We start from the raw sequence: 23,848 nt of genomic DNA on the forward strand, positions 1-23,848 counted from the left end.
CTGGGTCGCCGGCCTGGGGGTCGGTCAGCCGGCGTGTGGCAGTCGTAGTTCGTGGAGAGAGTGGATTCCGGTCGGCGGCTCCGGCTCGACCGGTGCCCGCATCCCGTTGTACTGCTGCTCAGCGCTGCGGCCCGCGATCTGGGTGAGGGTGTCGATGTGGCGGCGCGCCCGGTCGGCCTCGGACCGCGCGGCGTCGCGTTCGCCGGTGAGCGCCTGGACGGCCGCGCGCAGCTCGTCCACCGCCTGCGAGAGATGCCAGTTGTGCTGCTCCACGTCCTGCAGCCGGGCCTGGATCTGGTCGCGGTCGGCGACGGCCTGCCCTCGCTTGGTCTCGGCGTCGCGTACGGCTGAACGCAGGTCCTCGGCGGACCGCCTGGCCGAGGCCGCCTCGATGCGCTGTCCTTCGACCGTCGTCTCGGTCTCGGAGAGCCGCGAGTGCAACGTGACCAGCTCGGCGCGGGCGGCCTCCAGCGCCGCGAGCAGTTCGCCCTCGCGCTCGACCACATGGTCGCGTTCGCTCTCCGCCGCGAGCCGCGCGGCCGTCGCCTGTTCGAGGGCCTGCCTGGCCTCATGGGATTCGCGGGTGGCGCTGTCACGTTCGGCGATCGCCTTGTCGGCCTCGCTCCGCGCCGTCGTGACGGCGTTCTCGGCGTGGTCCGCCCGGGCTCGGGCCAGGGTGGCCTCCTGCCAGGCGGACTGCGCCTGGCGCTGTGAGGCGTCGCGTTCGTCCTGCGCGGCTGCGATCTGGCCGGCGGACTCGGCGTGGGCAGCGGCGACCCTCCGTTCGACCCCGGCGACGCTCAGCTCCGAGGCCAGCGAGCAGGCGAGCTGGTCGGCCGCGCCTTCCAGCCGTTCGACGATCTCCCAGGCCCAGGCGACCTGACCGGTCAGGCCCGGTGTCTCCCGGCCGCGTTCACGCCGCTCCTTGGCCTCCACCGAGCATTTCCCATCGCGGTCCTGGCAGTAGCGCACCGTACGCGCACCCCGCACAGGCTGCGGAACGGGACGCCCGCAGTTCGCACACGGCCAGACCGCCATCGCATCCCGGGTCTCATTGCCGACCGCCGCACCGCCGTCAAAAGGCGCCACCTTCTGGTCCGTCATGCCGGGTAGTACGCACCGATCCCCCGAAGCGTTCGAACGGTCCCCGAATAACTTCGGCCCCTTGGATCACTTCGAAATCCGGCTGCGTCACGTCAACATCCGGCTGGGTCACATCAAGATCCGGCCGATCCCGGCCTGATCCAAGGCCCTGACGAAGAGCGATCCCCCTCATACAATCGGAACGGACTCCGTTCCGGGGGACGAAACGGCGACGAGGGTTGAATGGTCGGACCGGGCGACAACCAGCGATCGAACGACGAGCACGAGGAGCCGCCACCGCCCGCACGGAGATCGACCTTCGTCCGCTCCCTCACGGTCGAGCTGAGCACGTCGCTGATCGTCTCCTCGCTGGTCGCCTCCTCGCCCCTGCTCCTCGTTCTGTCCCGTGATCTCGGGATCGCGCTCGTCGTCTGGGGTGGCGTCTCGCTGCTCCTGCTGACCGTCCTGGTGGCCGTGCTCTACAGGCACCCGGAGTTCTTCCGGAAGGTGCTGGAGCTGCTTCCCGACGATCTGGCGCGATGGTCATGGACCGTGCTGGTCTGGGTCGGTACCGGTGCCGCGCTCGCGGGGCTCGTGCTCGGCTCTGTCGCCGGGGTGCGCACCTGGCTCAGGTCCGGCGACGCGTGCGAGCGGCCGCTGGAGATCCGAGTGATGACCACCCCCGAGGCGCTCACCCCGCTGCGGGCGGCGGCGGCCGGCTTCATCGCCGACACGCGGGACGGCGGATGCCCCGAGTACGCGGTGACCGTCACGGCCGAGCCGGGCGCGACGCCCGTGCGCAACGGGCTCGCCCGCGACTGGGAGCAGGACCGGACCGGCATCGGCACACAGTTGCTCGGCCCCCAGCCCGACATCTGGATCCCCTCCTCCCCCGCCGAATACGAGTACGCGTCCGACCGCACGGACCTCGCCGCGTCCGGTTCCCCTCCGGCGTTGAGCCCGCACCCCGCGACGATCGGCCGTTCGCCGATGGTGCTCGCGCTGTTCGGGGACGACGACGGAACGGTCTACCGGGAGAACGCCAGGCCCGGCCGGGAGGCCACGGCCGAACTGCTGGAGCGCTTCAAGGAGGCAGGGCTGAAAGGCATCGCCCGGCCTATCCCGGAGAGCTCCACGGCCGCGCTCGCCCTCACGCCAAGGCTCCACCAGGCGGTCACCAACACCGGTCTCGCCGAGTCGGGTGAGGCGGCCGAACGCTTCGTCAGCCCTCCCGACCTCCTGGCGCCCGACGCCGTGTCGCTGCTGTGCCAGTTGCGTGCGCGGGCGTGGGTGCAGGCCGACGGGCCGCCCAAGGGCTTCGCGATCGCCGTTCCGGAGCATGTGCTGAACGACTACAACGCGGGCCGTGCCCTCGGCGACCGGTGCGACGCCGTCGACGCCGGCAAGGCTCCGTACGACAGGTGGAAGCTCTACCCCTATTATGCGCGTGACCTTCCGGCTTTGGACTACCGCTTCGTCCAGGTGAAGTGGCCCGGGCAGGACGACCGTGAACGCGACAACGTGGTGCGCCGGTTCCGCGAATGGCTGCAGGACCATCGACTCACCTCACAAGGACTGCGGGATGCTTCGGGCGCCTTCAACCGGCCTGCCAAGCCCGATCCGGTACACCCGTATCTGGACGCTCTCGACCGTCCGGGCGCCGTCACCGTGCCCTCCGTCGTCAAGGGAACGGACGCGCCCGGCGTCCAGGACTCCCTCGACGCCATCGGCGCCGTCCGCGACAAGGTCCTGCTGTCCCTGCTGATCGACACCTCGGGCTCCATGGGCTCGCCGACGACCAAGCGCGTGAACCGCTCACGCCTCACGCACGGCGTCTCGGTCCTGCGCAGCCTCGTCGGGCAGCTCAAGGGTGACGACGTCCTCGGCCTCCAGTCGTTCGCGCGCCCCACGGGCGGCGATCAGACGCCCCAGGTGACGACGCACGCGCGGAGCGGCCTGGTCTCCTCCCAGCAGGCCGACCTGGTGAACGGAAAGCTCCAGGCCCTGACCGCCGCGCGCTCGGATCTTCCCTTGGCGGACGCCATCCAGGCCGCGGATCTGCAGTTCGGCAAGAAACACGTCATCGTCGTCACCGACGGCCAGTCCACCCGCACCAACCCGGATCTCGCTGCGGCGCTCGACCGCCTGGAGGCGTTCCACGACAAGCATCCCGATGTCGTCGTCACGTTCCTGCTGACCGGGCCGTCCGCCTGCGCCGGTTCACCGGTCGAGCAGGTCAGGAAGGCCGTCGGCGGCAAATGCCGCGAGCTGACCGGCGACCCCGACGAGGCGCAGGCCGCGCGCCTGCTCGCCGAGCTGCGGTGACGGCGATGGGACACAGGTGACCGCGATGGGGCGCAGGTGACGGCGATGGGGCACAAGAGCATCCGTGAACGCACACGAGAGCACTGGCTCGCGGCCGTCCTGTGCGCCGTGGCGGGAGCGCTGATCGTCGTGCTCGCGGTCGTGGTCCCGCCTTCCTACGACGCGTTGCCCGACGCCTGCGGCGAGCAGCTCACCATCGCGGGCGGCTCCGACGTCAGCCTCGGCAACCAGCGCCGTGCCCTGGTGGAGAGCTGGAACGAGGGCGGCAGGGGTTCGCGGCCGAAGGCCCGGCTCGTCGAGGTGTCGCCGTCCGCCGACCTGCAGTACAGCCAGCTCAAGGCCGCGCAGGAGACCGGCACCTGCGCCTACGACGTGCTGATCATGGATGCGCAGTGGACGGCGGAGTTCGCCCGCGACGGCCACCTCAAGGCGCTCGGCGCGAGCGCGCTGGCGGGCTCCCAGGACTTCTTCCCGGCCGCGCTCGCCATGGGTGTGTACGCGGGCCGCCAGTACGCGGTGCCGTTCAACCTCGATGTCGGGCTCCTCTACCACCGGGACAAGGCCAAGGTGCCGGCGCAGCCGCGGGATTGGCCGAGCGAGACCCACACCGCCCAGCTCGGCGACTACGAGGGCCTGACCGTCAACGCGCTGGAGTTCGCCTGGAATCACGGCGCCGCCGATGTCCTCACCGGGACCCGCCGGCCCACCCGCGCCGACCTGACCGACCGCGTCCATCCCGCGCTGAAGGCCGTGGCGCAGCGGATGCGGCCCGGCAAACCGCTCTGGACCTCGTTCATGCGCGGGTTCAAGGAGCAGGAGAGCATCGACGCGTTCACCGACGGCGGTGACGACGCGCTGCTGCGCCACTGGCCCTACGCCTACCGCCACTTCGCCAACGACCCACGGCTGCGCGACGGCGGGAACCTGCGATTCGGTGTGACCGCACCGCCCGGCCACACCGTGCTCGGCGGCCAGAGCCTGGCGATCTCGGCGCGCTCACGACACGAAAAGGACGCGCAAGCCCTGATCCAGTACCTCACCGGCACCGAGAGCCAGCAGCAGATCTTCGCCTGCGGGGGCTTCGCGCCGACGCGGTTCTCCGCGTTCGGCCTCTCCCCCGGGGTGCTACGGCAGGACGCAGTACGGCCGATCGCCACCTGCTCGGAACGGCAGGCGACGAACCGCGACAACGCCGGAGGCGAGCCCGACAGCGTGACCCCCGAGCGGCTCACCGAGCTGGCAAAAGCCGTTGTGGCCGCCCTAGAACGTGCCCGCCCACGCCCGGTGACCGAGCACTACGCCACCTTCTCCACAACTTTCCGCAACTGCGCACGCAAGATCCTCACCGGCGCCAACGTGCCACCCGAGGCGTTCGCCGAAGCCATCAACGCCTCCCTGGACGGCAAAACCGCCACCTGCTGAACGCCCCCGCCGAGAGTTCAGGCTGTGGCGAGGGTCAGGTCGTGGCGAGGCGGTCAGGCTGTAGCGAGGCGGTCAAGCTGTGGTGAGGGCGGATCGGGCCATGGCGTGGAGCAGGCCTGCCATGGAGTCGCGGTCTAGGGCGGCGGCGCTGTAGGGCGTCGAGTTGAGAAGGCCGAAGCAGGCGTGGACGGCGGCGCGGGTGCGGTCCTCGGGCAGGCCTGGGCGCAGGCGGCGCAGGACGTGGACCCATTCCTCGACGTAGGCGCGCTGGAGGCGGCGGATCTCGTGGCGCTGCGCCTCGGGGACGTTGTCCAGCTCGCGCTCGTGCACAGTGATCAAGGCCGGGTTGTCGAGGGCGAAGGCGATGTGCCAGCTCAGAAGGGCGTCGAGCGCGCGGCCGGGCTCGGGCTCCGCGGCCCGGCGGAGGCCCTCGGCGTGCAGGCGCTGGCTGATGTCGAGCAACATTTCGGCGAGGACGGCCTCCTTTCCGCTGAAATGGCGGTAGAGGGCCGGTCCCGTCAGCCCGACCGCGCGCCCGACGTCGCCGATCGACGCGCCGTGGAAGCCGCGCCGCGCGAACAGCTCGGCGGCGGCGGCGAGGATCTCTGCCCGGCGCGTGGGCACCTCGGGTGTCGTCCGCCCTGCGGGAGAGGTCATGATGGAAGTCTAGACTGGCGATGTTAATGATGGTTAACATCGACCTTGTTAACGTTCATTAACTGCCTGGGCAGCACTTGAGATCAACCAGTCAACGAGGACGGGTGATGACCGGACCTGAGCTCGGCACGCGCGCCGACCCCGCGAGCGAGGCGTTCAAGCAGAACGCGGCGCACAACGCGGAGCTCGTCGCCGGCCTCCGCGAGCACCTCGACCGCGCCGGGCGCGGCGGGCCGGAGCGGGCGCGCGAACGGCACGTCGCGCGCGGCAAGCTGCTCCCCCGCGACCGGGTGGACACACTGCTCGACCCGGGTTCGCCCTTCCTGGAGCTGTCGCCGCTGGCCGCGCACGGCATGTACGACGACGAGGCCCCGGGCGCCGGGATCATCACTGGCGTCGGCCGGGTCGCCGGCCGCGAGTGCGTGATCGTCGCGAACGACGCCACGGTCAAGGGCGGCACGTACTACCCGATCACGGTCAAGAAGCATCTGCGCGCCCAGGAGGTCGCGCTGCACAACCGGCTGCCGTGCGTCTACCTCGTCGACTCGGGCGGCGCGTTTCTGCCCCGGCAGGACGAAGTCTTCCCGGACCGCGAGCACTTCGGGCGGATCTTCTACAACCAGGCGACGATGTCGGGCCGCGGCATCCCGCAGATCGCGGCCGTTCTCGGGTCGTGCACGGCGGGCGGCGCGTACGTCCCGGCGATGAGCGACGAGGCCGTGATCGTGCGGGGCCAGGGCACGATCTTCCTGGGCGGCCCGCCGCTGGTGAAGGCCGCCACGGGCGAGGTCGTCACCGCCGAGGAGCTCGGCGGCGGCGAGCTGCACTCACGGACCTCCGGCGTGACCGACCATCTGGCGGACGACGACGCGCACGCGCTGCGGATCGTCCGCGACATCGTCGGCACGCTGGGGCCGCGCGAGCCGCGTCCGTGGGAGACGGCGCCGTCGGAGGAGCCCGCGGTCGACCCGGGCGAGCTCTACGGGGTGGTGCCGCCGGATCCGCGCACGCCCTACGACGTCCGCGAGGTGATCGCCCGGATCGCCGACGGCAGCCGGTTCCAGGAGTTCAAGAAGGAGTACGGCGCGACGCTGGTCACCGGCTTCGCCCGCATCCACGGCCACCCGGTCGGGATCATCGCCAACAACGGCATCCTGTTCAGCGAGTCGGCGCAGAAGGGCGCGCACTTCATCGAGCTGTGCGACCGGCGCAGCGTCCCGCTGGTCTTCCTGCAGAACATCACCGGCTTCATGGTCGGCCGCGAGTACGAGGCGGGCGGCATCGCCAAGCACGGCGCCAAGATGGTCACGGCCGTCGCGTGCGCCCGGGTCCCCAAGTTCACGGTCGTGATCGGCGGCTCGTTCGGCGCCGGCAACTACGCGATGTGCGGCCGGGCGTACTCGCCGCGCTTCCTGTGGATGTGGCCGAACGCGCGCATCTCGGTCATGGGCGGCGAGCAGGCGGCCAGCGTGCTGGCGACCGTACGGCGCGACCAGCTGGAGGCGCGCGGGGAGGACTGGCCGGCGGCGGCCGAAGAAGAGTTCAAGGCGCCGATCCGCGAGCAGTACGAACACCAGGGCAACCCGTACTACTCCACGGCCCGGCTCTGGGACGACGGCGTGATCGACCCGGCCGACACCCGGCGGGTGCTGGGCCTGGGACTGTCGGTGGCCGCGAACGCACCGCTGGAGCCGGTCGGCTACGGCGTCTTCCGGATGTGAGGGCCTGGATGTCTGAGAAAGGCGCAGTGTTCGAGAAAGTCCTCGTCGCCAACCGCGGCGAGATCGCGATCCGGGTGTTCCGTACCCTGCGTGCGCTCGGCATCGGCTCGGTGGCGGTCTTCACCGACACCGACGCGGGTGCCCGCCATGTACGCGAGGCGGACGAGGCGCTGCGGATCCCCTCGTACCTCGACATCGACGCGGTGATCGCGGCGGGGCGCGAGACGGGCGCCGAGGCCGTGCACCCGGGGTACGGGTTCCTGGCCGAGAACACCGCGTTCGCCCGCGCGTGCGCCGACGCCGGGATCGTCTTCATCGGCCCGCCCGCCTCGGCGATCGAGGCCATGGGCGACAAGATCCGCGCCAAGCAGACCGTCGCCGCGGCGGGCGTGCCGGTCGTGCCGGGCCGCGACGAGGCGGGCCTCTCGGATGACGAGCTGGCCGCCGCCGCGCTCGACATCGGCCTGCCGGTGTTGCTGAAGCCGTCGGCGGGCGGCGGCGGCAAGGGCATGCGCCTCGTCCGCGACGCCGCGGATCTCCCCGAAGCGATCACGTCGGCGCGGCGCGAGGCGCGGGCGTCCTTCGGGGACGACACCTTGCTGGTCGAACGCTTCGTCACGAACCCGCGGCACATCGAGATCCAGGTCTTCGCCGACGCCCACGGCCACGCCGTCCATCTGGGCGAACGCGAGTGCAGCCTCCAGCGCCGCCACCAGAAGATCATCGAAGAGGCGCCGTCGCCGCTGCTGGACGAGACGACGCGGCAACGCATGGGCGCGAGCGCCGTCGCGGCGGCCAAGGCCGTCGGCTATGTGGGCGCCGGGACGGTGGAGTACATCGTCTCCGCCGACCGTCCGGGCGAGTACTTCTTCATGGAGATGAACACCCGCCTCCAGGTCGAACACCCGGTGACCGAGCTGGTCACCAACCTCGATCTAGTCGAGCTCCAACTCCGGGTGGCCTCCGGCGAGCCGCTCCCCCTCACCCAGGACGATCTCGTTCTCCGGGGTCACGCGGTCGAGGCGCGCGTCTACGCCGAAGACCCGGCGCGCGGCTTTCTCCCGACCGGCGGCAGGGTGCTGGCGATGTCCGAGCCGTCCGGAGACCACGTGCGAGTCGACTCCGGCCTCGACGCCGGAACCGAGGTCGGCGGCTCGTACGACCCCATGCTCGCCAAGGTCATCGCCTGGGGCCCGGACCGGGCCGCGGCGCTGCGGCGGCTGGATCGCGCGCTCGCCTCGTACACCCTGCTGGGCGTCGGCACGAACGTGGCGTTCCTGCGCGCGCTGCTCCGCCACCCGGAAGTCGAAGCGGGTCGTCTCGACACCGGGCTCGTCGAGCGTTCGCTGGACGAGCTGGTCGGCGAAGCGACGGTGCCGGACGAGGTCCTCGCAGCCGCCGCCCTGGAACGCATGCTCGCGCTGGAGACCGGCGACCCCGACCCCTGGGCGATCCCGGACGGCTGGCGCCCCGGCACCCCCGCCCGAACGCCTTGGATCATCACACCGACCGGCGGCGAGGCGATCGAGGTCGGCGTGCGCGGCCGAGCACACGACGCCGAGGTCACGGTAGGCGGCAGGGTCCCGGTGCGCGCCTCGCTTTCGGGCGGCCCTTCGCTGTCGGGCGGGGCTTCGCTGTCGGGCGGGCCTTCGCCGTCGGGCGGGCCTTCGGCTCTGACGCTGAGCTACGGCGGACGGACCTCGACGTTCCGCGCCGCGCGCGAGGGAGACACGCTGTGGCTCGGGCGGGGCGGGCATGCGTGGGCGCTCACCGAGCATGTACGGGCCGAAAGCGGCGGCGCGGCGGACGTGGCCGGGGACGGGGTGCTGCGCAGTCCGATGCCCGGCACGGTCCTCGCGGTCAAGGTGGCCGAGGGCGACCAGGTCGGCGAGGGCCAGCCGCTGGTGGTCGTCGAGGCGATGAAGATGGAGCACACGGTCACGGCGCCGATCGCGGGCGTGGTGGCGCAACTGCCCGTCCGCGCGGGCGCGCAGGTCGCCCTCGACGCCGTGCTGGCCGTCATCGAAGCCGGGGAGGAATGAGAGATGCGCGTACCGCTTGACGGGCTCCCGGACCGGGTGACGATCTACGAGGTCGGCCCCCGTGACGGGCTGCAGAACGAGGACACGATCGTGCCGGTGGCCGACAAGGCCGAGTTCGTCGTCCGCCTCGCGGACGCCGGGCTGCGCACGATCGAGACCACGAGCTTCGTGCACCCCAAGTGGATCCCGCAGCTCGCCGACGCCGCCGAGCTGCTCGACGTCCTCCCGCGTGACCCGGACCTGCGCTATCCGGTGCTCGTGCCGAACGAACGCGGGCTCGACCGCGCGCTGGCGAACGGCTGCACCGAGATCGCGATCTTCGGCAGCGCGACCGAGACGTTCGCCCGCCGCAACCTCAACCGGACGATCGGCGAGTCGCTGGAGATGTTCGCGCCCGTCGTCGAACGCGCGCTGGCCGAAGGCCTGTGGGTGCGCGCGTACGTGTCGATGGTCTGCGGAGATCCGTGGGAGGGGGACGTGCCGATCGACCAGGTCGTCTCCGTCTCCACCCGGCTCATGGACATGGGCTGCTCGCAGCTCAGCCTCGGCGACACCATCGGCGTCGGCACCCCCGGCCAGGTCACGGCGCTCATCGAGGCACACGAGGCCGCGGGCATCGGAGCCGACCGCCTCGCCGTGCACTTCCACGACACCTACGGCCAGGCCCTCTCCAACACCCTCGCCGCGCTGCGGGCCGGTGTGACCACGGTGGACGCGTCGGCGGGCGGCATCGGCGGCTGCCCGTACGCCGAAAGCGCCACCGGCAACCTCGCCACCGAGGACCTGGTGTGGATGCTGCACGGGCTCGGCATCGACACCGGCGTCGACCTCGCCAAGCTCGTCGCGACCAGCCGCTGGATGGCCGAGCGCCTCGGCCGCCCCAGCCCCTCCCGCGTCGTCCAGGCATTGTCAGACAAGGAGTAACCGTCTCATGATCGACTTCAGGCTCGATGACGAGCAGGAGGAGCTGCGGAGCACGGTCGAGCGGTTCGCCCGCGAGACCGTCGCCCCGGTGATCGGCGATCTGTACGAACGGGGCGAGTTCCCGTACGAGATCGTCGCGGCGATGGGGAAGATGGGGCTCTTCGGGCTGCCCTTCCCCGAGGAGCACGGCGGCATGGGCGGCGACTACTTCACGCTCTGCCTGGCCCTGGAGGAGCTCGCACGCGTCGACTCGTCGGTCGCGATCACGCTGGAGGCCGGTGTCTCGCTCGGCGCGATGCCGATCTACCGCTTCGGCTCCGACGCCCAGAAGGCCGAGTGGCTGCCCAAGCTCACCTCGGGTGAGCGCCTCGCCGCGTTCGGCCTGACCGAGCCGGGCGGCGGGTCGGACGTGCCCGGCGGCATGCGGACCACCGCGCGGCTCGACGGCGACCACTGGGTGATCAACGGCACCAAGTCGTTCATCACCAACTCGGGCACCGACATCACCGCGTTCGTGACGGTCACGGCGTTCACCGGCGACAACGAGATCTCCACGATCATCGTGCCGAACGGCACGCCGGGCTTCACCGTCGGCAAGAAGTACTCCAAGGTCGGCTGGTCCGCCTCCGACACCCGCGAGCTCTCCTTCGACGACGTCCGCGTCCCCGCCGAGAACCTCGTCGGCGAACGCGGCCGCGGCTACGCCCAGTTCCTGCGCATCCTCGACGAGGGCCGCATCGCCATCGCCGCGCTCTCCGTCGGCCTCGCCCAGGGCTGCGTCGACGAGTGCCTGCGGTACGTGCGCGAGCGCGAGGCGTTCGGCAAGGAGATCGGCCGTTACCAGGCCATCCAGTTCAAGGTCGCCGACATGGAGGTGCGCGCCCACACAGCACGCCTGGCCTACTACGCGGCGGCGGCGAATCTGCTGGCCGGCGAGCCGTTCAAGAAGGAGGCGGCGATCGCCAAGCTGGTGGCCTCCAACGCCGCCATGGACAACGCCCGCGACGCGACGCAGATCTTCGGCGGATACGGCTTCATGAACGAGTACGCGGTCGGCCGCTTCTACCGCGACGCCAAGATCCTCGAAGTCGGCGAGGGCACGTCCGAGGTGCAGCGCATGCTCATCGCGCGGGCTCTGGGTCTGCCGCCGTCGTGACCGTCCGGAAGTGAGTCGTGAGCCTGCCCTCGTCCAGCACATGGAAGGCGAGGGCGGGCGGCTCGTCCAGATGAACGAGCCCGTCTCCCGGCACCCAGGGCAGCCGGGTGGTGGAGACCACGCCGGGCGCGACGAGCAGCGGACGCCCAGCGAACGTCGTGGCGGCGGCGGTGTGCGCGTGCCCGGCAAGGAACGCGACCAGCCGCGGATGCCGCTCGGCGAGTGAGGCAAGCCGTTCCTCCCCGAACATCCGGATGCCATCGACATACGGGATGTGCAGCGGCACCGGCGGATGGTGAAACCCGACCACCACGGGAGTGTCACCCGGGGCACCCGCGAGCACGTACTCCAGCCAGTCGAGCGTCTCGTCGGACAACTCGCCGTGGTCCTTGCCGGGCACGGACGAGTCGCACAAGGCGAGCACGAAACGTTCGCCCCGGTGGATCTGATTGATCGGCTCAGATGATGGCGCCCGCTCCAGCAGATACTGCCGGAACGCCGAACGCTCGTCGTGGTTGCCAGGACAGATCAACGTCGGATGGCGAGTCGCCAGCAGCTCGCGGGCCCGCTCGTACTCGACCCGGAGCCCATGGTCGGCGATGTCGCCGGTGACGACCACCACGTCCAACCGAAGGGCGTCCAAGTAGGCCATGACAGCACGCGTGCGCTCGGCACTGCGCGGGTCGTCGTCGATATGCACGTCGCTGAGGTGGGCGATCACAACCGTCATGGCACTCGACGCTAGGACGCAACCGGACCAGAGTTAAGATCCAGTCCGATGCCTGAATCTTGGTCCAGTTCACGAGTAGACCTCCACCTCGAAGTCGCACCTGGCGGCCGCCGTTCGGGACTGGAGTCCGCGCTCCGTGCGGCCATCCGCGAGGGACGCCTGACCTCCGGCACGCTCCTGCCGTCCACGCGCGGGCTGGCCACCGAGCTGGGCCTCTCGCGCGGAACGGTCACCGCCGCATATGACCAGCTGGCGGAGGAGGGCTACCTGATCATCCGGCCAGGCTCGGGAACGCGGGTGGCCGACCTCCCGCCGCAAAACCCGCCGGCCATCCGGAACGTTGACGAACACACACCCCTGCACGACCTCCGCCCCGGACGCCCCGATGTCAGCGCGTTCCCCACCCGGGCTTGGCTCGCCGCCACGCGACGCGTGCTCAGCCGGAACACCCGGGACGTCTTCGGCATCGGCGATCCGCAGGGCCGCATCGAGCTCCGCCGCGCGCTCGCCGAGTACCTCGGCCGTACCCGCGGCGTCCGCACTTCCCCCGACCAGATCATCGTCACGTCCGGCTACTACCAGGGCGTCGGCCTGCTGAGCCGGGCCCTTCGCGCGGGCGGGATCGAGACCGCAGCCTGCGAGGACCCGGGGCACGACGCCTACCGAGGCGCCGTCGAACGACGGTTGCGGATCGAGGCCCTGCCCGTCGGCTCCGAAGGCGCCCAGATCGAGACGATCAGCAAGCAAGCCGGAGCGGTCTTCCTGACGCCATCCCACCAGTACCCGACCGGCGTGCCGCTGCATCCGAAGCGACGCCAGGCCGTATGCGCCTGGGCACGCGCCACAGGCGGGCTGGTGATCGAGGACGACTACGACGGGGAATTCCGCTACGACCGCCAGCCGATCGGCGCCCTCCAGGGCATCGCCCCAGAGCACGTGGTCTACGGCGGCTCGGCATCAAAGACCCTCTCTCCCGTTCTCCGCCTCGGCTGGCTGGCCGTCCCGCAAGACCTCGTCGCACCCCTGACAGCCGCGAAGGAGGAGGCCGACTTCTACACCGAGGCTCTCGGCCAACTGGTGGTAGCCGAGCTGATCACCTCACACGCGTACGACCGGCATATCCGTGCATCGCGCCTGCGCTACCGCCGCCGACGTCAGCTCCTGCTCGACCGCCTGGCCGCCTTCCCCGAGCTGACCGTTCACGGCGTCCCGGCCGGCCTGTCCATGATGGTCACCGGACTCAACGAGGCCGAGGCCCTAGCAAGGTGCGCCCAGCAAGGAATCGCCCTACGTGGCCTAACCGACCTCCACCACGACCCCATCACAAGCCCCGGCGGCCTCATCATCGGCTTCGCCGCCCCGCCCGAACGCCAATACCCAGAAACGCTAAACGCCCTATGCAACACCCTCACTCCGAATGCAGTACGGCCGCCGTCTTGATCCGGGCCGCCCGGCCAGCCGGGATCAGCGCGCCGAGCAGCGCGATGGCGATGCCCGCCAGGACGGACAGGACCATCAGCGGCCAGGGGAAGATCTCCATCAGACCGTAGGGGAGGACGATGCCGCCGGTGTCGGCCATGGCCGGCATCACCACATGGTGGGCGGCCACGCCCATCGGCACTCCGATGAGCCCGCCGACCAGGCCGAGCGCGGACATCGAGGCGAGCACGACCGTCAGCACCTGCCGCGGCGTCGCGCCCAGCGACTTCAGGACACCGAAGTCGCGTGCACGGTCCCGGGTGTTGAGGATGACCGTGTTGAACACCCCGAGCCCGGCGACCGTGGCCAGCCCGAGGGTCAGCAGGGTGATGAGCCCGAGGAGGATCACCTGGCCGGGTTCGATGCTCTCGCCTGCCGGGTCGGCGTTCACTCCGTCCGCCTTGAGCGCGGCGACATAGTCCTTTGGAGAGGTGCCGGGGGTGAGGGTGACCTCCAGGAGCGAGGTGGCCGGGCCGGAGGACGCCTGGGCGGCGGGTACGGCTGTGCGGTCGGCGAGCGAGGTGAGGGACGCCCAGTCCGTGAGGGCGGTGTCACCGCCGTCCACGATCGCCGTTCCGACGATCCGCAGCGTGACCTTCTTGCCGTTCTTGGCCAGGACGACGGTGTCGCCGATCTTCTTGCCGCTGGTCTTCAGGAACGGGTCGCCCACGACGGCTTCGCCCGGCCCGGCCAGCCAGCGGCCGTGCACCATCCGGTAGCCGTGCCGGTCGGTGACGTCCCCCTGGTAACCCTTGATCGGTACCGCCCGTTCGAACCCCGGCACGTGGACCAGCTCGAACCGCGTGACCGCGACCTTGGCGGTGCCGGGCCGGCCCTCCAGCGAGATCGGCCGGCCCTGGTCGTCAGGGACCAGGACGTGGACGGTCTCGGTGAGTTCCGCGTCCGCGAGGTAGGCGCTGAGGGACCGGTCGAGGCCGGCGGAGAACGTCACCGCCGCCACCCCGAACGCGACGGCGCTGACGGTCAGCGCGGTGCGGCCCGGCCGGGCGAACGGCAGGCCCAGGCCCAGGCTGACCGGGCGCGGCAGCCGTGTCCTGGCCAGCGCCCGCTGCGCCCGCAGGGCCCGGCCTCGCCGCGGTGCGGCACCCGCGCTGACCGCGAGCGCCGCCGGGATCCGGCCCGCCCGGACGGCCGGCACCAGCGCGGTGACGACGACGACCGCGAGCACGCCCGCGAAGGCCAGGACGTCCACCCAGGCCGAGACGCCGCTGGCGGCCGGCAGGTCGTACGACTCGCCCAGCGTGGTGGTGACCACCCCGGCGAGGGCGTTGCCGACCACGAGGCCGACCAGGCTGCCCAGCACCCCCGGGACCGCGACCATCACCAGATAAACGCCGGTGACCTGGGTGGGGGTGAACCCGAGGGCCTTCAGGACGCCGATGTGCCGGAATCCCGACACCACAGCGCCGCTGACCACATTGCCGATGATGAGGACCGCGACGACGAGTCCGGCGATCCCGAACGCGACCAGGAACGGGATCGCGACCTTCCCGGCCTCGGTGGCCTGCCGGCGGGGCACGAGATAGCTCTGGCTCGAGATCTCCGGCAGGCCCGCGGTGATCGCGCCGGCCGGGGCGGCCGGGTCGGCGAGCCGATAGAGCATGTGCAGGCCGTCCGGGGCGGCCAGCTGTCCCGGCGCCACCCACGCCTGGGCGGACCGGGTGATCGACCGGCCGATCCCGACGACGGTGAAGCTCCGGCGGTCGCTGAAGGTCGCCTTCATCCCGATCGGGTCGAAGGGGAACCGCGCGTAGTCGGTGCCCAGCACGATCTCGCCGGGAGCCGTGGCCCAGCGGCCGCTCTTGAGCGTCAGCCGGTCCACCGGGTCGTCGCCGCGTCCGGTCCGCTCGGTGACCGTGAGGGGGCCGGGCGGGAGCAGCTCCCGCCCGTTCCCTTCGGGGACGTTCATGACCTGCGAGCGGTAGGGGCCGCCCGCCGCCGTCACGCCCGGCCGGGACGCCGACGCCGCCACCTGTGCGGCCGTCGCCTTCGCCGGGTCGTAGGAGACCGTCAGGTGTGCGCCGCGCTGCTGCGCGAACGCCTTGTCGTACGGACCGTCCACGGTGGCGAGCAGGCCCAGCGCCAGCACGACCGTCGCGGTCGACAGCAACAACACCAGCGCGATGATGGACGTCTGCAGCTTGCGCCGCCGCACCGCGAACCGCGCGGCCGTCCACATCGCCTTCACCGGGTCACCTCGGCGGCCACGCGGCCGTCCTCGAACGCGACGACCCGGTCGGCGACCCGGGTGGCCAGCCGCTCGTCGTGGGTGACGATGAGCAGGGTCTGGCCGATCTGGTTGAGGTCCAGGAGCAGGTCCATGACCTGCTCGCCGGCCCGCGAGTCGAGCGCGCCGGTCGGCTCGTCGGCCAGCAGCAGGGCGGGCCGGTTCATCAGCGCGCGGGCGACGCCGACCCGCTGCCGCTCCCCGCCCGACAACACGACCGGGTAGGCGTTGCGGCGGTCGGCGATGCCCAGTTCGTCGAGCAGTTCCATCGCCCGGGCCTGCGCCTGCTTGCGCGGGGTGCCGAGCAGCTGGGCGGCCAGCATCACGTTCTCCAGTACCGGCAGGTCGTCGATCAGGTTGAAGAACTGGAAGACCATGCCGATGCGACGGCGCCGGTATCTGGCCAGCGCGGCCTCGCCCATCGCCGTGATGTCCTCGCCGCGTACCACCACCGTGCCCAAGGTGGGCCGGTCCAGGCCGGCGACCATGTTCAGGAGGGTCGACTTGCCCGACCCCGACGGGCCCATCACCGCGACGGCCTCACCGGCCTGGATATCGAGGCTCACCCCTGCGAGCGCGGCGGTTTCGCCGTACTCCTTGCGTACGTCCTTGAGCTGGACCATCAGTTCCATGGCCGTGACGGTATGGGCCGGGTCACCGTCCACGCGTCGGGCCCTGGATGTAAGTACGCGGCCGGGTCATCCGAGGGATGTACGGCCCTGAACCGCCAGGATGATGCGTTCCGTCCGGGTCCGCGCCAGGATGGGCAGATGCTGCCCGCGTGGATCGTGCCCCTGCTCGTGGCGGTCCCGTGCGTGTGGGCGCTGTGGGAGCGGCGCAGGCGCCACGCCGAGCTGGGCGCGCGGACCTGGCTGCTGGAACGCGAACGCGAGGGCGCCGCGCGCATGGCCGTCGAGGAGGAACGGGCCCGGGTGGCCCGGGAACTGCACGACATCGTCAGTCACAGCGTCAGCGTCATGGTCGTGCAGGCGGGCGCGGCCCGGCACGGCGTCGACGGCGAGGCCGAAGAGGCGCTGCTGGCCGTCGAGCAGACCGGGCGGGAGGCGATGACCGAACTGCGGCACCTGCTCGGGGTGCTCGCGCCCGCCCCGGACGGCGACACGTTCGCCCCGCAGCCGTCGCTGGCGCATCTGGGGACCCTGGTCGACCGGATCGCGTTCGCGGGCCTGCCGGTCGATGTGAAGGTGACCGGCGAACCGCGGCCACTGCCCACCGGGATCGACGCGACCGGATACCGCATCGTCCAGGAGGCGCTCACCAACGCGCTGAAACACGGCACGGCCGGGGCGACGGCGGAGGTGACAGTGAGCTACGGAACGCGGAACCTGCGGCTGGAGGTGCTCAACACCGGCCCGAGCGTGCTCACGGGGACCACCCCCGCCCCACCTGACAGCAAGGGCGGCCGGGGCCTGGCCGGGCTGCGCGAACGGGTCGCGGTCTACGGCGGCGACCTCGACGCACGTCGGCGGTTGGGCGGCGGCTACCGGGTGCGGGCGCGCATTCCCCTGGAGCGGCCGTGACCCGCGTGCTGATCGCCGACGACCAGACGCTGGTGCGCGGCGGGTTCCGGATGATCCTCACCAGGGCCGGAATCGAGGTGGTCGGCGAGGCCGCCGACGGGCTGGAGGCGGTGACCGCCGCCCGGCGGCTGCGTCCCGACGTGGTCCTGATGGACATCCGGATGCCCGGAATCGACGGCCTGGAGGCCACCCGCCGGGTACTCGCCGACGACCCGGCGTGCCGGGTGCTGATCCTGACGACCTTCGACCTCGACCAGTACGTGTACTCCGCGCTCGCCGCAGGCGCCAGCGGCTTCCTGCTCAAGGACGTCACCCCCGAACACCTCGTGTCATCGGTACGGCTCGTCGCGACCGGCGACGCCCTGCTCGCCCCCTCCATCACCCGCCGCCTCGTCGAGCGATTCGCCCGCCCCAAGCCGGCACCCCAGGGACTGGACGACCTGACCCCAAGAGAGAAGGAGGTGCTCCACCTGGTCGGCAGCGGCCTGTCCAACACCGAACTGGCCGCCCACCTCCAGCTCAGCGAAGCGACGGTCAAGACCCACGTAGCCCGCATCTTCGCCAAGCTAGGCCTGCGCGACCGCGCCCAAGCCGTAGTGGTCGCCTACGAGTCAGGCCTCGTCGTCCCCGGCGAGTGACCCTTCGGCTAGCGCCGTGCGTCGGCGGGGACGACGACGAAGACGCTGACCATGACGCGCTTGTAATTGCCTTCGGCATGCAGGCTGATGTATTCGCCGCTCTCGCCGTGCGGCTGCGAGTACACATCAACGTCGAGGAAGTCGGCCCACCGCTTGATCTCCGCGCGGGCCCTCTCGACCTCCTCGGGAGTCTCCGCGCGCGAGCAGTCCAGTTGTCCCTGCAGGTCCGCGCGCGTGTGATTGAAGAGACTCCAGTTGGTGGCAGGCAGATCGTCGGAGAGAAGCTCGACGAGCACCCGCGCGGCCTTGAGCTGATGCGATACATCCACGCCCGTACGGTACGACGCTTCACGAGTCCAGCGGCCACTTGGCTTCGATCTCGAACCAGGCCGCCTTCCCGAACGGCGTCACGTACGCCCCGCACGCCGTCACCACGTCCTCCACGAGGATCAGCCCCCGCCCCGACTCGCACAGGCCCGGCTGCTGCCGTACGGGCAGCACCGGCGACCCGTCATGCACCTCGCCTCGCAAGCATCGCTGCCTCCGGCTGACCACGACCTGGATCGTGCCGCCGTTCCCGTACCGGATGGCATTGGTCGCGAGCTCCGAAGTGGCCAGCCGAGCCCGGTACGCGACGTCGTCCTCCAGCTCCCAGCTCCGCGCCACGGCGTTCGCCATATCCCGCGCCACCTTTGGACTCGCATCGGAAACCGGCAGCCGGACCATGCCGAGGACCACGACGGACACCCAGACCACCACCTCTCTTCGTTCGATCTGGTGTCAGCCTGGCGCGAACGTGATACTTAGAGCGACAAAGGCGTCACAGGGACGTCGTGGCTCGCCGGGGCTCCCCGGTCATTTGCCGGCGGTTGCCGCGACTTGTGAGGGAGGAACGATGACCCCCCGTCGTTCGGACGAGAAGACCCCACTCAAACTCTTCGGCTCCCAGCTCAAGCGCTTCCGCGAACTGACGGGCCTGTCGCAGGACCAGCTAGGTCTGAAGGGGCACGTCACAGGCTCGTTCATAGGCGCGATCGAACGAGGCGAATCCCGCTGCCAACGCGAACTCGCCGTCCTCCTGGACGACGTCCTCGACACCCGCGGCACCCTCCCGTCTCTCTGGGACGACCTCGTGATGAACGCCGCGTTCCCCGTCTGGTTCGACTGGCCCAAGATCGAGGGAGCAGCCATCCACCTGCAGACCTATCAAGCCCTGCTCGTGGACGGACTGCTCCAGACGCCTGCCTATGCGGGCGCGCTTCTGGGTGGCGACCAAGACCTCGTAGAGGCGCGCCTTAGCAGGCAGGAAGTTCTCACCCGGGAAGACCCACCCCCGCCAGTCGTCACGGTCCTGCTCAACGAGGCTGCCCTGCATTACCCCATTGGCGACAAGCACACCATGCGGGAGCAGTTGGAGCGTCTGAGCGCAGCAGTAACTCCGCGACTCGCCATACAGATCGTCCCTTATGGCGCAAACCCACCCGTGAACAGAGGTGGGTCGTTCGCCTTGGCCACACTCGAAGACCTCAGCGAAGTCGCACACCTGGACACAGCTGTTCGAGGGATGAGCTTTGGCAGTCGCCAAGACATCCGTGCAGTGAGAGAGTCGTTTGAGAGCCTCAGGGCACACGCCTTGCCCGTGGGCATGTCGATCGACCTTATTCACAGGACGGCAGAAGAGCTATGGACCTGACGAGACTCCAGTGGCGGAAGTCATCGTACAGCGATGCAAACGGTGGCCATTGTGTCGAGCTCGCAACGTGGCGCAAGGCCTCCGCGAGTGACGCAAACGGCGGCAACTGCGTTGAACTCGCAGCGTGGCACACGTCGCCGGCAAGTGACGGCAACGGCGGCGACTGCGTTGAGGACGCAGCGTGGCGCAAGTCGTCCGCAAGCGCTGGCAACGGCGGCGACTGCGTTGAGCTCGCGGCGTGGCGCAAGTCATCGGCGAGTGGCTCGAACGGCGGCGACTGTGTTGAGGTCGCCGACTGGCGCAAGTCCTCAGCGAGTGGCTCGAACGGTGGGGCCTGCGTTGAGGTGGACGACTCGCGGGGCGTAGTGGCCGTGCGGGATTCCAAGGATCCGGATGGGCCGGTGTTGGCGTTCTCGGCCGGGGCGTTCCAGAGCTTCGTCGAGGGCATCAAGAGCGACAACATCTGACGCCTGTCGCCATACCTGGTGGCGTGTCGGTTGAAGTCGCCGCGTTCAACGTCGGCCGGTCTGTGGCGCAGCGTTCCTCGAGACGACGGGCTGGGCCAGTATCCGTGCGCTGGCTGGTCAGCCACCCCCGACGCCACGGGAGGAAGGGGTGTCCGCGTGCCCGGGCTTCGGTGGCGGAGCGAGGCCGTACGGGAGCCGGGGTATCGTCATTCAGGGCGGTACAGGGGCTGCTTGGCGTACGTCACGGGAACTGATGTGACCGGTTCATCGGGTATGGCATCGGGGCGGCGGCGGGCTATTGCTCGGACGTAGCCGAGATAGCGTCCCTGGTCGGCGGTGAGGGCGTCGATCTCCATCTGGTTGTCCGGTGCGACGGCCCGTTGCCACTCCAGCCAGTGCGTCCAGCCGTCGGTCATGGCGTCGGCCGACTCGACGTGAACGATGCTGCTGCGTTCCCAGTGGCGGCGCCACCAGGTGGCCGAGTGCAGGCAGGCCATGCTCGGTTCCCACCACGCCGCCAGGTGCCCCGGAGGCGGGCCGTCGATCTCGTGTGTCAGTCCCGCACCGGCGATGCCGATCTGACCCTCGGGTTGGACGAACCGGGCCAGGTAGTTCAGATAGAGGTCGTCGGTTCCGTAGTAGACGAACGAGTCGATGCTCACCACCGCGTCGAAGAAGCCGGCGGCGAAGGGCAGCGCGCGGGCGTCGGCATGGATGGGGAACACCGCGTCCCCGACGCCGGCGTCGCGGATGCGGTGCAGGCGCTCGTCCGCGCTGAACCACAGGTCGGTGGCCCACACCTGCACCCCGAACTCCCGGTGCAGGAAGATCGAGGAGGCTCCGCGGCCGCAGCCCAGATCCAGCACGCGCATGTCCGGCCGCAGGTCCATCGCCTCGGTCAGCCATTCGGTCAGCCACAGCGAGTTGGCTCCGCCACTGACGCTGGAGCGGATCCAGTCGGGGTGGTAACGCGCAGCCCGGGGAAAGCGGCGTGATCGAAGGCGGTCTCCGGTCATTGTCCTGTCCTTTCCTGCGGCGTCTTTCCTTGCGGCGCCCATAAGGGATCTCCGGTTCCGATCGGCATCCGGAGGTCAGCTTGTTCCCCCCGCCGGCCGCTGCCAGCAGCTCGTCGAGCGCCGCCAGTTCCACGGCGCGGCCCACTATCGGGGCCTGCAGGCGGCTCGGCGAACACCACTCCACCCCACCAGGACCCGACCGACATCCGCGCGCTCGTCAAGCATTGGCATGACGCGCCGCGCCACTGGGCAGAGACGCCGTGCACGCCCCGAGCAGTTGCCGTCGTACGAGGCGATGTTGCTGGCGCGGCTGGAGTCGGCGCCGCATCTTCAAGCTCTCGCGTCCAGCCCACTGCTCAGAAGCCGTCGATCTCGACCAATGAGCCGTCAGGGCCGAACGTGAAGCGTCGTGGCGGCCCCATGGCCTGGACAGCTTCCTCGATGGCGGCGTTGTGCTTGGCCACCTCGTCCGGATCGGACGGATCAGTGAGCTGATAGCCGAGGAGGGCGACATCGAACGGATCGGCATCGTCTGGCTCAGGCATGCCTTCCAGGATGAAGCCACACAACTCACGCAGCGCGTCTTCACCAAGCTCGAGAGGGTGGAACGGCAGTGCGTACGGCTCGTCCGACCAGGCGGGATGGTGCGTGACCGGATGTTCCCCTGCCCAATAGCCCGCTTCGAATGGAAACGGGGCGCCGATGTTCTCCATGACCCCGTTGTCAGGGGACAGGCTAAGGGAACGGATCAGCCGACCGTCCTCCCATACAGCGAAGGCCAGCCAGTCGACGACGCTGTGCATCGCGTGCAGCACCAGCCGGCGTCCCGCGCTCGCCTCAACCAGATGAGCCGCGAGTTGTGAGGGGCGGTCGAGCATCACCCGCTGATCGCAGATGATGTCGGCTCCCGGAAGCCTCGCGGCGTACGTTGTCCCATAGGGCGGGTAACAACCGTCGCCGAGCGATGATCCTTCAACCTCTCGAACCACCCAATCCGCATAAAGGCACTCGATCAAAGCTGCGGTCTGCTCTGGATCCGGTGCGGGCGCCGTTCGAAGAACCTCCTTGGCATCACTGTCGGTGTATAGCAAAAATCCGGTTTTGGCTCCCATACCCACTCCTTAGCCCAATCCGCGACGGCGGGAGCCTACCGACCCGGTGAGACAGTGGGTGCGGCTGTTACCAAGAACCTCCGAGTCTGAGCCTACGGGCGTCTTCTCTGGTCAAGAGGTTCGGGTAGGAGCGGACACGCCGCAGACCTTCCGCCGTGTTTTGCGTGGTTAGAAGGCTGTCCGGGTGCCTTCGGGTGGGCGCTGTTGTCGTCAGGGTTGTCGGCTCGGACCTGTCACCGCTTGCGGGGAACCGCGATCTCGTCGTCAGGCACCATGCTGGTCAGGAGATGCGCGGCGCCACGGCGTTCGGCGGCCGTATGGAGGTCTACTAGGACTGGCCGGGATTGATGATCGTGCGGAAGGTGATCGACACTCGCCGTCCGCGCGGGACGCGTCCTGTCGCGCCGGGGTCGCTCTTGCGCGCGGCGATGGCATGGCGCCACGTGAACCGGGCTGGACCGGTCATGACGAGAAGGCTGCCCGGCGCCAGACGCACCGCCAGTTTGGAACCGTCCTCGGGATTGCTGAAGTCCATGAGGCAGCCGGAGCCCAGGGAGATCGCCGCGACGACCGGACCGAAGCACGGTATGCAGTCGACATGGGCGCTGATCCCCTGCCCCGGCTGATACTCGTTAATGATCACTTGATCCGCCTCGCGGTCCATCAGCCCCTCACTGACCAGGCGGGCGGCCATCTTCTGTGCCCAATCTGGAAGCGGCGGCGCGATGGTCGGCGAGGCTGCGGCCACACTGCGGCGGCCGTAGTCATACCGATGGCCGTAATGCTGAACGCGCCGCTTCAGCTGCGTCGACCACGGCTCAACGTCGATGTCCGCAAGCAGGGGGTCTCCGACGTCCGGGCTGATCCAGTCGGCGATGTAGTGCAGTCCCGGTACCGAGGTGGACGGCTCAGCGTGGGATCCGAAGTCACTGTCGAAGGGGAGCTGACCGGAAGTCTCAGACATGATCGAAACAGTAGCCAGCATCGCGGCCGCCGCCCTGCGCCAACGCGATCACGAACCGGGCGGCGGCTTAATACTGGCGCCATGACCTCTTACCCCTTGCCTGACGCCATGGCGGCTCCGTTCTCCCGCATCAAGATCCGCGTCGGCGCGATGGTGTTCTGCGGCGACGAGGTCGCTCTCATCCGCCGCGACCGGCTTGAATCGACCCATTACATCCCGCCGGGCGGCAATGTCGAGCACGGCGAGGACCTAATGGCCGCACTATGGCGCGAGTTGTTCGAGGAACTCGACCTCTCCCCGTCTCAGGCTGGCGAGCCGGAGTTGCTCTGGGTGATCGACCAGATGGTCTCGCGACCTGGGGAGACCCCGCCGCCGCGCAAGCTGCACCTGATCTACCGGCTTCACGTCACGTCCGAGGTCCGCGCCACACTGGCCACTGAGGAGTACGACGAGGTCCCCGGCGGCCACGAGATCGGCCTGATCCAATGGGTGGACTACCGCGCGACCGCCGACCCGCCGATCGGTCCGGCGCTCGCCGCTCTTCCCAGCCCGCTCGCTGCGCTCACCGATGCGGCCCTGCCCGCCGTCACAGACGACAACTATGTGTGGGTGTAACCCACACCGAGGGGC

22 protein-coding genes are annotated in these 23,848 nt (G+C 70.0%); 12 read left to right on the forward strand and 10 right to left on the reverse strand.

The features are described 5' to 3' along the window. Nucleotides 1–24 precede the first annotated feature (24 nt). Complete coding sequence (locus ACH34W_RS10250; protein WP_395960529.1) at nt 25–1,104, reverse strand: hypothetical protein; 1,080 nt, start codon at nt 1,102–1,104, stop codon at nt 25–27. A 222-nt stretch (nt 1,105–1,326) separates the two neighbouring features. On the opposite strand from ACH34W_RS10250, the gene ACH34W_RS10255 reads away from it, so the two are divergent. Beyond that, on the forward strand, nt 1,327–3,408 hold the full coding sequence (locus ACH34W_RS10255) for a vWA domain-containing protein (RefSeq protein ID WP_395960530.1): 2,082 nt from the start codon (nt 1,327–1,329) through the stop codon (nt 3,406–3,408). Between the two features lie 45 nt (nt 3,409–3,453). Continuing rightward, entirely contained in the window at nt 3,454–4,830 is a 1,377-nt protein-coding gene (locus ACH34W_RS10260) for an extracellular solute-binding protein (protein ID WP_395960531.1), read from the forward strand. A 72-nt stretch (nt 4,831–4,902) separates the two neighbouring features. On the opposite strand, the gene ACH34W_RS10265 is transcribed toward ACH34W_RS10260, so the two are convergent. Then, a complete protein-coding gene (locus ACH34W_RS10265; RefSeq protein WP_395960532.1) occupies nt 4,903–5,487 on the reverse strand; it encodes a TetR/AcrR family transcriptional regulator in 585 nt (194 codons plus the stop codon). A 107-nt stretch (nt 5,488–5,594) separates the two neighbouring features. On the opposite strand from ACH34W_RS10265, the gene ACH34W_RS10270 reads away from it, so the two are divergent. Genes ACH34W_RS10270 through ACH34W_RS10285 form a run of 4 tightly spaced genes read left to right on the forward strand, consistent with a single transcriptional unit; the run spans nt 5,595 to nt 11,330 of the window. Further along, nucleotides 5,595–7,208: a carboxyl transferase domain-containing protein gene (locus tag ACH34W_RS10270; RefSeq protein WP_395960533.1), complete on the forward strand. Its 1,614-nt coding sequence runs from the start codon at nt 5,595–5,597 to the stop codon at nt 7,206–7,208. Between the two features lie 8 nt (nt 7,209–7,216). Beyond that, the gene (locus ACH34W_RS10275) at nt 7,217–9,250 is read left to right on the forward strand and encodes an acetyl/propionyl/methylcrotonyl-CoA carboxylase subunit alpha (RefSeq protein ID WP_395960534.1); all 2,034 of its coding nucleotides are present in this window, start codon (nt 7,217–7,219) and stop codon (nt 9,248–9,250) included. Between the two features lie 3 nt (nt 9,251–9,253). After that, nucleotides 9,254–10,174 (forward strand): hydroxymethylglutaryl-CoA lyase, encoded by a 921-nt coding sequence (locus ACH34W_RS10280; protein WP_395960535.1) that lies wholly within the window; start codon nt 9,254–9,256, stop codon nt 10,172–10,174. 7 nt (nt 10,175–10,181) lie between these two features. After that, nucleotides 10,182–11,330 carry an acyl-CoA dehydrogenase family protein gene (locus ACH34W_RS10285; RefSeq protein ID WP_395960536.1) on the forward strand — a complete coding sequence of 383 codons (1,149 nt, stop codon included), beginning with the start codon at nt 10,182–10,184 and terminating at the stop codon, nt 11,328–11,330. Here the strand turns inward: ACH34W_RS10285 and ACH34W_RS10290 are convergent. After that, on the reverse strand, nt 11,296–12,060 hold the full coding sequence (locus ACH34W_RS10290) for a metallophosphoesterase (RefSeq protein ID WP_395960537.1): 765 nt from the start codon (nt 12,058–12,060) through the stop codon (nt 11,296–11,298). The genes ACH34W_RS10285 and ACH34W_RS10290 overlap by 35 nt on opposite strands. Before the next feature lie 48 nt (nt 12,061–12,108). Here ACH34W_RS10290 and ACH34W_RS10295 point away from each other — a divergent pair, with 48 nt between their 5' ends. Beyond that, entirely contained in the window at nt 12,109–13,500 is a 1,392-nt protein-coding gene (locus ACH34W_RS10295; RefSeq protein ID WP_395960538.1) for a PLP-dependent aminotransferase family protein, read from the forward strand. Here the strand turns inward: ACH34W_RS10295 and ACH34W_RS10300 are convergent. Both ACH34W_RS10300 and ACH34W_RS10305 read right to left on the reverse strand, forming a co-directional pair. Further along, nucleotides 13,469–15,739 (reverse strand): FtsX-like permease family protein, encoded by a 2,271-nt coding sequence (locus tag ACH34W_RS10300; protein WP_395960628.1) that lies wholly within the window; start codon nt 15,737–15,739, stop codon nt 13,469–13,471. The two genes, ACH34W_RS10295 and ACH34W_RS10300, sit on opposite strands and share 32 nt — an antisense overlap. 5 nt (nt 15,740–15,744) lie before the next feature. Beyond that, nucleotides 15,745–16,419: an ABC transporter ATP-binding protein gene (locus tag ACH34W_RS10305; protein ID WP_395960539.1), complete on the reverse strand. Its 675-nt coding sequence runs from the start codon at nt 16,417–16,419 to the stop codon at nt 15,745–15,747. A 138-nt stretch (nt 16,420–16,557) separates the two neighbouring features. Between ACH34W_RS10305 and ACH34W_RS10310 the strand changes: the two genes are divergently transcribed. Then, a complete protein-coding gene (locus ACH34W_RS10310) occupies nt 16,558–17,328 on the forward strand; it encodes a sensor histidine kinase (RefSeq protein WP_395960540.1) in 771 nt (256 codons plus the stop codon). Next, nucleotides 17,325–17,966 (forward strand): response regulator, encoded by a 642-nt coding sequence (locus ACH34W_RS10315; protein WP_395960541.1) that lies wholly within the window; start codon nt 17,325–17,327, stop codon nt 17,964–17,966. The genes ACH34W_RS10310 and ACH34W_RS10315 overlap by 4 nt, the downstream gene beginning before the upstream one ends. A gap of 8 nt (nt 17,967–17,974) precedes the next feature. Here the strand turns inward: ACH34W_RS10315 and ACH34W_RS10320 are convergent, their stop codons facing one another. Both ACH34W_RS10320 and ACH34W_RS10325 read right to left on the reverse strand, forming a co-directional pair. Continuing rightward, nucleotides 17,975–18,295 (reverse strand): hypothetical protein, encoded by a 321-nt coding sequence (locus ACH34W_RS10320; RefSeq protein ID WP_395960542.1) that lies wholly within the window; start codon nt 18,293–18,295, stop codon nt 17,975–17,977. A 19-nt stretch (nt 18,296–18,314) separates the two neighbouring features. Beyond that, nucleotides 18,315–18,692 carry an ATP-binding protein gene (locus ACH34W_RS10325; protein WP_395960629.1) on the reverse strand — a complete coding sequence of 126 codons (378 nt, stop codon included), beginning with the start codon at nt 18,690–18,692 and terminating at the stop codon, nt 18,315–18,317. Nucleotides 18,693–18,861: 169 nt separating this feature from the next. Here ACH34W_RS10325 and ACH34W_RS10330 point away from each other — a divergent pair, with 169 nt between their 5' ends. Together ACH34W_RS10330 and ACH34W_RS10335 are read left to right on the forward strand one after the other, a co-directional pair. Then, nucleotides 18,862–19,659: a helix-turn-helix domain-containing protein gene (locus ACH34W_RS10330; protein ID WP_395960543.1), complete on the forward strand. Its 798-nt coding sequence runs from the start codon at nt 18,862–18,864 to the stop codon at nt 19,657–19,659. Next, nucleotides 19,650–20,126, forward strand: a complete 477-nt coding sequence (locus ACH34W_RS10335) for a DUF397 domain-containing protein (protein WP_395960544.1) — start codon at nt 19,650–19,652, stop codon at nt 20,124–20,126. Before ACH34W_RS10330 ends, ACH34W_RS10335 begins: the two co-directional genes overlap by 10 nt. A gap of 206 nt (nt 20,127–20,332) precedes the next feature. Here the strand turns inward: ACH34W_RS10335 and ACH34W_RS10340 are convergent, their stop codons facing one another. The 3 genes from ACH34W_RS10340 to ACH34W_RS10350 form a co-directional block, all read right to left on the reverse strand. Further along, a complete protein-coding gene (locus ACH34W_RS10340) occupies nt 20,333–21,142 on the reverse strand; it encodes an SAM-dependent methyltransferase (RefSeq protein WP_395960545.1) in 810 nt (269 codons plus the stop codon). A gap of 356 nt (nt 21,143–21,498) precedes the next feature. Continuing rightward, nucleotides 21,499–22,254: a DUF6928 family protein gene (locus tag ACH34W_RS10345; protein ID WP_395960546.1), complete on the reverse strand. Its 756-nt coding sequence runs from the start codon at nt 22,252–22,254 to the stop codon at nt 21,499–21,501. Nucleotides 22,255–22,582: 328 nt separating this feature from the next. Next, complete coding sequence (locus ACH34W_RS10350; protein WP_395960547.1) at nt 22,583–23,218, reverse strand: alpha-ketoglutarate-dependent dioxygenase AlkB; 636 nt, start codon at nt 23,216–23,218, stop codon at nt 22,583–22,585. Nucleotides 23,219–23,299: 81 nt separating this feature from the next. Between ACH34W_RS10350 and ACH34W_RS10355 the strand changes: the two genes are divergently transcribed. Then, nucleotides 23,300–23,833, forward strand: a complete 534-nt coding sequence (locus tag ACH34W_RS10355; protein WP_395960548.1) for an NUDIX hydrolase — start codon at nt 23,300–23,302, stop codon at nt 23,831–23,833. Nucleotides 23,834–23,848: the final 15 nt, after the last annotated feature.

Origin of the sequence: Actinomadura sp. 6N118 (genome assembly GCF_044326415.1) — a bacterium.
Taxonomy (GTDB): domain Bacteria; phylum Actinomycetota; class Actinomycetes; order Streptosporangiales; family Streptosporangiaceae; genus Spirillospora.

What these genes read in the sequence shown, in the direction of transcription:
- ACH34W_RS10250 (WP_395960529.1), bottom strand. Translation starts at nt 1,104, where the DNA reads ATGACGGACCAGAAGGTGGCGCCTTTTGACGGCGGTGCGGCGGTCGGC.
- ACH34W_RS10255 (WP_395960530.1), top strand. Translation starts at nt 1,327, where the DNA reads ATGGTCGGACCGGGCGACAACCAGCGATCGAACGACGAGCACGAGGAG.
- ACH34W_RS10260 (WP_395960531.1), top strand. Translation starts at nt 3,454, where the DNA reads ATGGGGCACAAGAGCATCCGTGAACGCACACGAGAGCACTGGCTCGCG.
- ACH34W_RS10265 (WP_395960532.1), bottom strand. Translation starts at nt 5,487, where the DNA reads ATGACCTCTCCCGCAGGGCGGACGACACCCGAGGTGCCCACGCGCCGG.
- ACH34W_RS10270 (WP_395960533.1), top strand. Translation starts at nt 5,595, where the DNA reads ATGACCGGACCTGAGCTCGGCACGCGCGCCGACCCCGCGAGCGAGGCG.
- ACH34W_RS10275 (WP_395960534.1), top strand. Translation starts at nt 7,217, where the DNA reads ATGTCTGAGAAAGGCGCAGTGTTCGAGAAAGTCCTCGTCGCCAACCGC.
- ACH34W_RS10280 (WP_395960535.1), top strand. Translation starts at nt 9,254, where the DNA reads ATGCGCGTACCGCTTGACGGGCTCCCGGACCGGGTGACGATCTACGAG.
- ACH34W_RS10285 (WP_395960536.1), top strand. Translation starts at nt 10,182, where the DNA reads ATGATCGACTTCAGGCTCGATGACGAGCAGGAGGAGCTGCGGAGCACG.
- ACH34W_RS10290 (WP_395960537.1), bottom strand. Translation starts at nt 12,060, where the DNA reads ATGACGGTTGTGATCGCCCACCTCAGCGACGTGCATATCGACGACGAC.
- ACH34W_RS10295 (WP_395960538.1), top strand. Translation starts at nt 12,109, where the DNA reads ATGCCTGAATCTTGGTCCAGTTCACGAGTAGACCTCCACCTCGAAGTC.
- ACH34W_RS10300 (WP_395960628.1), bottom strand. Translation starts at nt 15,739, where the DNA reads ATGTGGACGGCCGCGCGGTTCGCGGTGCGGCGGCGCAAGCTGCAGACG.
- ACH34W_RS10305 (WP_395960539.1), bottom strand. Translation starts at nt 16,419, where the DNA reads ATGGAACTGATGGTCCAGCTCAAGGACGTACGCAAGGAGTACGGCGAA.
- ACH34W_RS10310 (WP_395960540.1), top strand. Translation starts at nt 16,558, where the DNA reads ATGCTGCCCGCGTGGATCGTGCCCCTGCTCGTGGCGGTCCCGTGCGTG.
- ACH34W_RS10325 (WP_395960629.1), bottom strand. Translation starts at nt 18,692, where the DNA reads ATGGTCCGGCTGCCGGTTTCCGATGCGAGTCCAAAGGTGGCGCGGGAT.
- ACH34W_RS10330 (WP_395960543.1), top strand. Translation starts at nt 18,862, where the DNA reads ATGACCCCCCGTCGTTCGGACGAGAAGACCCCACTCAAACTCTTCGGC.
- ACH34W_RS10335 (WP_395960544.1), top strand. Translation starts at nt 19,650, where the DNA reads ATGGACCTGACGAGACTCCAGTGGCGGAAGTCATCGTACAGCGATGCA.
- ACH34W_RS10340 (WP_395960545.1), bottom strand. Translation starts at nt 21,142, where the DNA reads ATGACCGGAGACCGCCTTCGATCACGCCGCTTTCCCCGGGCTGCGCGT.
- ACH34W_RS10345 (WP_395960546.1), bottom strand. Translation starts at nt 22,254, where the DNA reads ATGGGAGCCAAAACCGGATTTTTGCTATACACCGACAGTGATGCCAAG.
- ACH34W_RS10350 (WP_395960547.1), bottom strand. Translation starts at nt 23,218, where the DNA reads ATGTCTGAGACTTCCGGTCAGCTCCCCTTCGACAGTGACTTCGGATCC.
- ACH34W_RS10355 (WP_395960548.1), top strand. Translation starts at nt 23,300, where the DNA reads ATGACCTCTTACCCCTTGCCTGACGCCATGGCGGCTCCGTTCTCCCGC.